This is a genomic window from Vicinamibacterales bacterium, from assembly GCA_035699745.1.
GTDB lineage: Bacteria > Acidobacteriota > Vicinamibacteria > Vicinamibacterales > 2-12-FULL-66-21 > JAICSD01.
On the sequence record DASSPH010000015.1, the window covers coordinates 59,998 to 69,844 of the forward strand.

Sequence of the window (9,847 nt, forward strand, 5' to 3'; positions counted from 1 at the left end):
CCATCACTCGGCCTTCAACGTCGTCACCGGGTCGAGACCCAGCGCCCGTTTGAGAGGAACCAGACAGGCAAGGATGGCGCTGGCAAGGACCATGGTTACCGGCAGCGCGTACGCCGACACATCGGTAGACGCGACCTGGAACAGCAGCGTCTGTAGAAATGGGTCCGCGGCCAGAGCGCGTATGAGCACGAAACCGCCGGCGAGGCCTGCCGCTATTCCGATCATCACTGGCTGAAGGCCCTCGATGAGGACGAGCCGGACGACCTCGACTCGCCTCGCGCCGAGCGCGACCCGGATGGCAATTCCCTTCGCGCGTAACGACACGACGCGGCCAACCGCGCCGAAGACGCCGAGGGCACTCACCAGCACGGCCACGACAGCGAACGTGCCGGCAATCGCCAGATAAAAGCGGCGCATCCTCTCGCTCCGCCAGACGATGCTGCTGAGCGGCTCGATCGCCACGGCCGGCGCATTCGGATCCACCCGCCCAATCGCCTTCCGCATCTCGGGGATCGCTTGCCCTGGTCTCGGGCTCCGCGCGATGACGGACACCGCCGTGCCTGCAGCGAGCGTGATCGGCGCGTACAACGCCGGCGTCGAGTCGTTGGTCAGCCATGTTGTCTTCACGTCGCCGACGACGCCGACGATCAGGAGCGATCGCGCGGGCGTTCGCACGACGGCGCCGAGCACCTCGTGCCCTGGGAAGAGGCGAGCAAAGGCTTCACTCACGACTACTTCACTCCCAGCGGCGGTCTCAGCGGCGAACATGCGCCCGCGCACGAGGGGAATCTGCAGCAGCGAGAAATAGTTCGACGAGACATGCGACATTTCAAATGTTCGACTCACGGCCTCCGCCGCGCCAGGCAACATCACCTGAAGGCGCCGGCTGCCGCCGCCGACGAACGGAGAAGCGTCGCTGAACGCGCACTCGTCGACCGACCGCACCTCGGTCATCGCGGCACTCAGCGCGCGGACGGCCTGTTGGAACGGGAAGGAGGGCGCCACATTGGTACTGATCGTGGCGGGAAGGTACACGTCGGTCGTGAGGAGCCCTTCGCTGCGAAAGCCGGCGGGCAATGACGTGGCATCGCGATAGCTCCGCAGCAGCACGGTTGCGCCGGTCAGCAGCACGATCGTGGCGCTCACTTGCAGCACCAGCAGCATCGCGCGCATCCGCTGTCCAGACGGCTGGCGTCGGGGAGACGCCGAGTGCCCGACCTCGTAGGCGGCCGCCAGCGCCGGCAGGGTCCCGAACACGATCAGCGCGACACCACCGAGCCCAAGCGCGGCGAGGACATCTCGCCAGTCCATGTCCAGGACCACTCCGGACAATACCGGTGCCGCCAACGGACTCAGCCATCGGGTGACGGCCTGCGCGAGCACCGCGCCGAGCGTCGCACCAACGGCGGCAACCGCGGCTGTCTCGGCAAACACCTGGCGAAGGAGGTGCCCGGGCGTGGCGCCCATACTCACGCGCAGCGCGAACTCGAACCGTCGTTCAGAGGCGATCAGGACCAGCGCGCCGGCGATATTGGTACACGCCACCAATAGGAGTAGCACCGCGACTGACTGCAGCAGGATCAACCCCGGACGGGCGGCGGCGGCCCGCGACGCGTTGATTGGTTCCAACGTATAGGCAGCCAGGCGATCATCGCGACGGTCGGTCGCCCAGTACCGGGCCAATGCGTCACGCTCGGCATTTGCCTGCGCCAGCGACAGACCAGGCGCCAGACGGGCCATGAGCCGCATGCCGAACTCGGTCACACTAGTCTTCGGGTCGTGTGGCACCCACGCCAGCGGACCACCAATCCCGAAACAGCTCGGCCTGAAGGATCGGGGCATCACGCCGACAATCGTCCAGCGGGTGCGGTCGAGGGTCACCGCGCGTCCGACGACATTCGGGTCGCCGCCGAACATCGACTTCCACAGCTCGAACGACAGCACGGCTGAGCGCTGTCCACCGGAAAAGTCGCTCGCCACCAGGCCGCGTCCCAGCAGGGGCGGCACGCCGAATACGTCAAAAAAGCCCTGGGTGACCTCGATCGGTGCTGCCAGAATCGATGGTCGGTCTCGCAGCATCGGTACCGAGGTAGCGCTGCAGCCTGCCACGTTGGACAGGCTTTGGAGTTGCTCCAACTCTGGAATATCGGCCGCCGTCAGCGGCGTTTGCGAGAAGTGATTGAGCGGGGCAAATATGACGATGGTGTCAGGGTCGCGGTAGGGAGGAGGATCGATCAGAATCGCGCGTGCGGCTGCAAAGACGGCGGTATTAGCGCCTACTCCAACCGCCAGAGTGACAACCACACTCCAGAAGAACACAGGTCGACCTGTTGCCAGGCGAAACCCGTCTCGCAGGTACCTCGTCATGCGTGCCACAGCGACCGCACCGTGCGATCCCGAGTGTCACCGCGCGCCCTGCTCAGTGCATGGTCATTTCGTGACTGGCGTGGATCGACGATAGGACAGGGTGGACGTATTAATGACCTTGTTGTCAAGCCAGGCCGTGCCCTCCACTATCAGTTTATCGCCTTTCCGATACAGGGTGCGCTCCTCGCGATTGACACGACCGCCTCGATCGCGACCGCTCACCAGGACGATCCGATCTTTGGCGATGTGGGCCCTTCCAATCTCAGTGTAGCTTCCGGCATCAGCCACACGCACGAGCGTCTTGTACTCGACGCCATCCAAGGTCCATGTGCGCTTCCGGTTCATGCTGTACTCAACCGTAATCTTCCCGCCGGCGTGCTCGATCGTGATGTCCGTCCCCATTGCAGGACTCTTGAAGTCTTTGCTCTCCGGCGGTCCATCTACAGACCACCGGCCGGACACATCGAGCGCGCTTTGCGCATTGGCTATGGCAGGACTCGCAGCGAGGTAGCACGCCAAGGCGACGACGAGACGCATAGCAGACACCAAAGACCTCCTGTGAAGGATCGGTAACCGATGCGCAGGACCGCTGTCGGTGCCGCCGGCTCGCCACACCACCGACGGGAAACCGCCACGGTCTCGGATACTTCGACCGTGACGGTCGGCGCTACTCAGACACTAGCTGCCCACGCAATTACACACGTTGTCGTCTGTGACCTTGCAGTCGAAACCCGGATGATTTTCCTTGCAGCCGGCATTGTTGCACAGGACCGTGCAGTGCGTATGATCCTGTGCTTCACGTTGATGATGGTACGTCTGCGTCCGTAACGGAACTGCGGACCTTGTCCGATCGACCACATCTTCTCTACTCAATCGACCTACACCAACGTGATCGTCTGATGACTGATTGCCTATCTGATCACGTCCAGTGCGAGGCTCAACATGTGGGTGGGCCCGGTGAAAGGGTGTCGATATGTTGCCAGTTCACAAGGAGGAACTGGTGCTGGTTCAGGTCAAGCGATGCACGGACTCCACGCGCAGCAACGCTGCGTTTGCAGAAAACGAATGGTGCGATGTCCGCGATAAGTGGTTCGACGGGCGAAGCGCCGATCAGACGAGAGTGAGCGCAGCGAACGAGCGCACGCGAACGAGCCGAGCGGCGCCCTCACCTTCGGTGGGTGCCGCGAGCGAGAGAGCGTGTAAGGGAGTCCGAGGGGCGAAGCCCCTCGGAAGAAAATGGAGGCGCCGGGAGTTGCACCCGGGTCCGAAAATACATCCCCGCAGGAATCTACGATGCGTATCCGCCTCTGAAGTGTCGCGCCCGGCGTGAAGAAGCGGAAAAACCGCCGGGCACCAACCCCGGAAAATCTCGCCGTCACCGTCCGAGGCAGCCGGTGACAGCCAGCCTACTTAAATGACATCTGGTCCCCACCCGTAGGCTGATGGGGGCAGACGCTCACAGGTTCTTAGGCTGCGAGAGCGAGCTGCGTATCCGCAGTTAGGTTGGTTTCCATCTTTTGTCGAGGTTGATGGTCCTCGGCACGCATCCTGCGAAACCGTACTCCCGTCGAATCTGGTTCGCCCCCTTACCCTTCCATTGTACGACGCCTGGCAAGCTCGGGCGAATCCGCGGCGCGGCGGGATCCGTCCCGGCACCTACAAATCCGGCAGCGCTTGGGGCCGCCGTTTGCGGCCGGCCGCGGGCGTCCCAGCGGAATGTCCCTTGCTGAGCTGGCACGGAAATGTGCTCCGCATGCGCTCGCGTCCGTCGTAGCCTCGCGGCTCGGCGATCGCGTGATGCTGGACGCGGCGGAGCCGAGCGTCGGCGCGTGGCAGGCCTGTGGCGCGCCGTCATGTCGAGCGTACCGGCCCGCCGGTGAGGACGGCGATCACTTCGACTTGCAGAGCACGTTCAACCGCGCCTGGCGGGCGCTGCCGGTATGGTCGTTCTGGAACACCATCGAGACCTCGCGCGACCGCTCGTCGAAACGGACGACATGAATGCGCGACAGCTCGATCGGGTTGTCGGCGGGATCGTCGACAGCGACCCCGCTGCCCCGCTGATCCCGGATCTCGCCGTACCACTTGTAGTCGCCGCACGACGCCGGGATGAGCATGCCGAGCCGGAGCTTCGCCGGGCCGCGCTTCGCGCTCGCCGTGTCGAGCTGCGCCACCCCGGCGATCGTCTTCAGGCTGACCTCCACGCAGCTGTTGCCGCACTTCGCCGGATTCATCTGGATCCACGGCGTGCGGATCCAGGTGTCGTAATCGGCGGGCGTCTTGTCCGGGAACGGAAACGGCGACGGCGAGCCCTTCACGGTCTCGAGCTGCGGACGAATGACCGGCAGGCGATCGTCCTGGGCCGACACAATGGCCGCGGCCGCCGCCAGATAGATCGTGACAACAGCCAGGCTGCGCATGGAACCTCCGGGGAAACGTTCGCCCGAGTATACGGGTTAGTCGCGCGCGCCGCCGAACAGATAGAATTGAAGCACTTTGAAGGTTCGCGTGCAGGCGGCGGCGCTGATCGCCGCGGCCTGCTGCCTCTCGATCGTGCTGCCGGCTCAGCAGCCGTCCTCCGCCCCCTACACCGTCGTTTCGCGTGAGGCGCGCCGCCCGCTCCCGGTCCGCGTCGTCTCCGGGCAGGAGATGTTCGCGCTCGACGACCTCGCACGCCTCTTCAACTTGACGGTGCGCGAAGACACGGCCGCCGGCGCGCTGACCGTGACCGCGGGCACACAGACGATCGTGCTCTCGCCTCAGCAGCCGCTGGCGTCGGTCGCGGGACGGATGATCTCGCTGCCCGTCGCACCGGTCCGCGACGGACGCGCGTGGTTCGTGCCGGTGGACTTCGTCAGCCGGGCGCTCGCGCCGGGGTCGGCGACGCGGATCGAGCTGCGCAAGCCGTCCCGCCTCGTGCTCACCGGCGACATCCGCATGCCGCGCGTGGCGGCGCGCGTCGAGCCGCTCGGGTCGCTCACGCGCGTCACCATCGACGTCGCCCCGTCGACGCCGCACACCGTCTCACAGGAAGGGTCGCGGCTGATCGTCCGCTTCGACGCGGACGCGCTCGATCCCGGCGATCTCCGCGTGCCCGCCCCCACCGAGACGCTGCAGGCCATTCGGCCGGGAGACACGCCGCAGACGCTCGCGCTCGATCTCGGTCCTCGCTTCGCGTCCTTCCGCGCGGCCGATCAGGCCGTTCCCGCCGGCGGCACGCGCATCGTCATCGATCTGCAGGCGCAGACCGAAGCCGCCCCCCCCGGAGCGCCGCAACCGCAGCAGCCGGCACCGCCGGCACCGCCGGCGCCGGGCGAGACGCCGCCGCTGCTCGATTTGCCGCCGCCCGGGGGCCTGCGCACCATCGTCATCGACGCCGGCCACGGCGGCGACGACGCGGGCGCGAGGGGCGCGCAGGGCACGCTCGAGAAGAACGTCACGCTGTCGGTCGCACGCCGTCTGAAGGGCTCCATCGAGGCGCGCCTCGGCGTCCGCGTGCTGCTGACGCGCGACGGCGACGGCGCCGTCCCGGCAGACCAGCGCGCCGCGCTGGCCAACAACAACAAGGCCGATCTCTTCATCAGCCTGCACGCAAACGCGTCGGTGCGGCCCGGCGTCGCCGGAGCGGAGGTCTTCTACCTGAGTCTCGAGGGCTACGGCGCGCCGGCCCAGCGGCCGACGCAGGGATCGCCGGAAGCGCTGCCTGTCGTGGGCGGCGGCGTTCGCACGATCGAGATCACGCCGTGGGAGATGGCGCAGACGCGTCACGTCCCCGAGTCGACGGCGTTCGCGCGGGCGATGGAAGCGGCGCTGCGCGAGCGCGGCGTGCCGATGAGCGCGCGCGCGCTGCAGCAGGCGCCGTTCCGCGTCCTGGTCGGCGCCAACATGCCGGCGGTCCTGGTCGAGATGGGCTTCCTCACCAACGCGCAGGACGAGCAGCGGCTCGCCGGCGACGGACAGCAGAACGCGCTGGTGCAGGCGCTGCTCGACGGGATCCTCCGCTATCGCTCGACATCGCCATCGGCGGGCACCCGATGAATTCCCGCCGCGCGGCGATCGCCGCCCTCGCCGTCTTCGCCATCGCCGCGGCGTGGGTGCTGTTCGTCGGGCTGCCTCGCTGGTACTCCGCGAGGCGCGCGCAGAGCGCCGCGCCGGCCGCGACCGCAGGCGCGCCGGCCGCGCCGGTGCGAAAGATCACCGCGACGCTCTTCTACGTCTCCGAGGACGGCATGGCGCTGCAGCCGGTGCAGCGCGAGGTGCCGTTCGGCCAGAGCGTCGCCGAACAGGCGCACGCCATCATCCAGGCTCAGCTCGCCGCGGCGGCGCCGCAGGTGTCGGCGATCCCGCCCGGCGTCGCGCTGCGCAACGTGTTCGTCACCGAGCGCGGCGACGCGTTCGTGAACCTCTCGGCCGACATCTCCGCCAAACACCCGGGAGGCTCGCTGCTCGAGGTGTTCACGGTCTACACGCTCGTCAACGCCCTCACCGTGAATCTGCCGGCAATCTCGCGCGTCCAGATTCTCGTCGAGGGGAAGGAAGTCGATACTCTCGCGGGTCACGTCGACCTGCGTCATCCGCTCGCCAAGAGCCTGGAATGGGTCGTACATGACACGCAGTGACGGAAGATCCGCTTCGCAGCTTCGCCCCACCACCATCACGCCCGGCTATCTCGCCCACGCGGAAGGATCCGTGCTGATGGAGGTCGGCCGCACGCGCGTGATCTGCACCGCCAGCGTCGAGGACCGCGTGCCGCCGTTCCTGCGCAACAGCGGCAAGGGGTGGGTCACCGCGGAATACGGCATGCTGCCGCGCGCCACCAGCACGCGGACGCAGCGCGAGTCGAGCGCCGGCAAGGTCGGCGGGCGCACGCAGGAGATCCAGCGTCTGATCGGCCGCTCGCTGCGCTCCATCACCAAGCTCAACGAGCTCGGCGAGCGCACGATCTGGATCGACTGCGACGTGATCCAGGCCGACGGCGGCACCCGCACGGCGTCGATCACCGGCGGCTTCGTCGCGCTCGTCCTGGCGCTGCAGCGGATGCGCGAGCTCGCGATCATCCGCACCATCCCGATCGTGGACTACGTCGCCGCGACGAGCGTGGGGATTGTCGGCGGCGCCGCCCTGCTCGACCTCGCCTACGACGAGGACTCGAAAGCGGAAGTCGACATGAACGTCGTCAAGACCGGCGACGGGCGCTTCATCGAGCTGCAGGGAACGGCGGAGGGACTCCCCTTCGACCGCCGCGCGCTCGACGCGCTGATGGGCCTCGCGGACGACGGCGTCAAGGAGCTGATCGACAAGCAGCGCGCCATCGTCGGGGACATGCTCAAGAAATAGCGCGTGCGCAGGCTGCTGATCGCGACCACGAACGCCGGGAAGCTGAGAGAGATCCGCGGCATCCTGAAAGACGTCCCCTGCACGCTGGTGTCGCTCGAGCAGTTTCCCGGCATCGACGAGCCGGACGAGACCGGGGCCACGTTCGCCGAGAACGCGCGCTTGAAGGCGCTCTACTATCACGAGCGAACCGGACTGCCTGCAGTGGCCGACGACTCGGGCCTCGAGATCGACGCCCTGGAGAACGCGCCGGGGGTGCACTCGGCGCGGTGGCACGGCACCGACTACGCGGTGAAGTTCACCGCCATCTACCGCGAGCTGAGGGCGCGCGGACTGGCGACGAGCCGCGCCCGGTTCGTGGCGCACGTCGCCTTTGCCGATCGCGGCGCCATCCAGTTCGAATCCACCGGCATCGTCGAAGGAACGATCGCGCCCGAGCCGCGCGGGACCCACGGGTTCGGCTACGACCCGATTTTCTTCTATCCGCCGTACGGGTGCACGCTGGCCGAGGTGGACGGCGAGCGCAAGGCGGCGGTCAGCCACCGCGGCGCGGCGTTTCGTCCGCTCGCCGCCTGGCTTGCCAACCTTCGCTGACCCGCCCCCATCTAACCGGGCATGAAGCACGTTCTTCTCGCCCTCTGCCTTGCCGCCCCGGTCGCCGACCTGGCCGACCCGGCCCAGCCGGCCGACAACCGCCCGACCGTCCAGGGGACGTGGCGCAGCGACGTCGACAACTACTGGACGCGCAACGACCGGGAGCGCTGGATCTCGATTCAGTTGCGCCATGACGACGGGAACAGCGGGATCGGCATCGCCGAGCGCGACGTGCCGGCGCTGGCCGGCCGCGCCGCGGACGGACCCGTGCAATTCACGCTCCGCCGCGACGCCGGCCGCTTCGACTTCTCCGGACGGATCGAGAACGGCCGCGGCCGCGGCGACTTCCGCTTCACCCCGAGCGCCGATTTCCTCACCGCGATGTCGCGCCTCGGCTATCCGGGACTGTCGAGCGACGACGTGTGGCGCTTCGCCATGCACGACGTGACGCGCGACTACGTCACCGGCTACAAGAACGCGGGGTATCAGCTCGGCACCGCCGATCTGATCAAGACCCGCATCCACGGCGCCACGCCGGCGTTCGCGCAGCAGATGTCGCAGGAAACGCGGACGCGGATGGAGATCGATCAACTGATCAAGCTGCGCATCCACGGCGTGACGCCGGAGTTCATCAAGCAGATGCGGGATCTGGGCTTCAAGAACGAGACGATCGACGACTTCGTGAAATTCCGCATCCATGGCGTGACGCCGGACTACATCAAGACGTTCGCGGATCTCGGCTACCGGAACCTCGACGCCGACGATCTGCTCAAGATGCGGATCCACGGCGTGTCGGCGCAGTTCGTGCGCGAACTGAGCGACCTCGGCTACAAGAACCTGCCGATCGAGGATCTGGCCCGCATGCGGATTCACGGCGTGACGGCCGACTACATCCGGCGGATGCGGGAGGTCAAGTGACAGTGCGCAGTGCGCAGTGCGCGGTGCGCGGTGCGTTCAGTGCGTTCAGTGCGTCAGTGCGTTCAGTGCGTTCAGTGCGTCAGCGAGTGAGGGTGTCTCGGGTTTTTGCCAGGAACACGGCGGGGTCCCAGAACGGCCCGGCGGCGCGGGGGCGTTTGGGGGAGCCTAGCTGGTGCATCCAGTAGGCGGGCGTGGGCGGACGTTCGGTGTCCCACCGCGCGCCCTTTCCGTACAGCACGTAGGTGTCCCACACCGGTTCGATGAAGCCGCCCAGCACCGGGCGGTAGCCGGCGGTCAGCTGGCCGTTGCCGTCCCAGTAGTGGCGCGCCCGCGCGTCGGGCACCTGCCGGGTCGCGTTCGGCACGTCGCGCTCCATGCCGCGCGACATCGGCACCCACACGACATACACGCGGAGGTCGGCACCCGCCAGGTTGGCCAGGACGTCACGTTGTACTTCGGAGGCCCCCCGAAGACACTCGGCTCACGTCGGCGCCGGCAGGATCAGCATCCGCACCCTGCCGGCATCGGCGTTGAACTGCGCGCGCAGGTTGGCGGCCGCGGGCGCGAGCGATTCGTACGCCTGCTGTGGCCCGCGCGTGACGATGATCAGCGCGAGCACGATCGCCAGCCCGAG

General features: G+C 67.4%; 9 protein-coding genes and 1 other RNA gene. 5 read left to right on the top strand and 5 right to left on the bottom strand.

Annotation, left to right across the window (positions count from 1 at the left end):
• Window positions 1–3: 3 nt before the first annotated feature.
• The 4 genes from VFK57_02460 to VFK57_02475 form a co-directional block, all read right to left on the bottom strand.
• Window positions 4–2,319, bottom strand: a complete 2,316-nt coding sequence (locus tag VFK57_02460) for an ABC transporter permease (GenBank protein HET7694544.1) — start codon at window positions 2,317–2,319, stop codon at window positions 4–6.
• A gap of 111 nt (window positions 2,320–2,430) precedes the next feature.
• Entirely contained in the window at window positions 2,431–2,904 is a 474-nt protein-coding gene (locus VFK57_02465) for a hypothetical protein (GenBank protein ID HET7694545.1), read from the bottom strand.
• Window positions 2,905–3,601: 697 nt separating this feature from the next.
• Window positions 3,602–3,953: a transfer-messenger RNA gene (gene ssrA / locus VFK57_02470) on the bottom strand.
• Window positions 3,954–4,256: 303 nt separating this feature from the next.
• Window positions 4,257–4,787 (bottom strand): hypothetical protein, encoded by a 531-nt coding sequence (locus VFK57_02475; GenBank protein HET7694546.1) that lies wholly within the window; start codon window positions 4,785–4,787, stop codon window positions 4,257–4,259.
• Window positions 4,788–4,863: 76 nt separating this feature from the next.
• Here VFK57_02475 and VFK57_02480 point away from each other — a divergent pair, with 76 nt between their 5' ends.
• From VFK57_02480 to VFK57_02500, 5 genes are read left to right on the top strand one after another with little or no spacing between them, the layout of a single operon-like run.
• On the top strand, window positions 4,864–6,405 hold the full coding sequence (locus VFK57_02480) for an N-acetylmuramoyl-L-alanine amidase (GenBank protein ID HET7694547.1): 1,542 nt from the start codon (window positions 4,864–4,866) through the stop codon (window positions 6,403–6,405).
• Complete coding sequence (locus tag VFK57_02485) at window positions 6,402–6,986, top strand: GerMN domain-containing protein (GenBank protein ID HET7694548.1); 585 nt, start codon at window positions 6,402–6,404, stop codon at window positions 6,984–6,986. The genes VFK57_02480 and VFK57_02485 overlap by 4 nt, the downstream gene beginning before the upstream one ends.
• Window positions 6,973–7,704, top strand: coding sequence for a ribonuclease PH (gene rph, locus VFK57_02490; protein HET7694549.1), 732 nt, complete (start codon window positions 6,973–6,975; stop codon window positions 7,702–7,704). The genes VFK57_02485 and rph overlap by 14 nt, the downstream gene beginning before the upstream one ends.
• 3 nt (window positions 7,705–7,707) lie before the next feature.
• A complete protein-coding gene (gene rdgB, locus VFK57_02495) occupies window positions 7,708–8,295 on the top strand; it encodes an RdgB/HAM1 family non-canonical purine NTP pyrophosphatase (protein ID HET7694550.1) in 588 nt (195 codons plus the stop codon).
• A gap of 21 nt (window positions 8,296–8,316) precedes the next feature.
• Window positions 8,317–9,213 carry a hypothetical protein gene (locus tag VFK57_02500; protein HET7694551.1) on the top strand — a complete coding sequence of 299 codons (897 nt, stop codon included), beginning with the start codon at window positions 8,317–8,319 and terminating at the stop codon, window positions 9,211–9,213.
• A gap of 79 nt (window positions 9,214–9,292) precedes the next feature.
• Here VFK57_02500 and VFK57_02505 read toward each other — a convergent pair whose 3' ends face one another.
• Window positions 9,293–9,622 (bottom strand): hypothetical protein, encoded by a 330-nt coding sequence (locus VFK57_02505; GenBank protein ID HET7694552.1) that lies wholly within the window; start codon window positions 9,620–9,622, stop codon window positions 9,293–9,295.
• Window positions 9,623–9,847 lie beyond the last annotated feature (225 nt).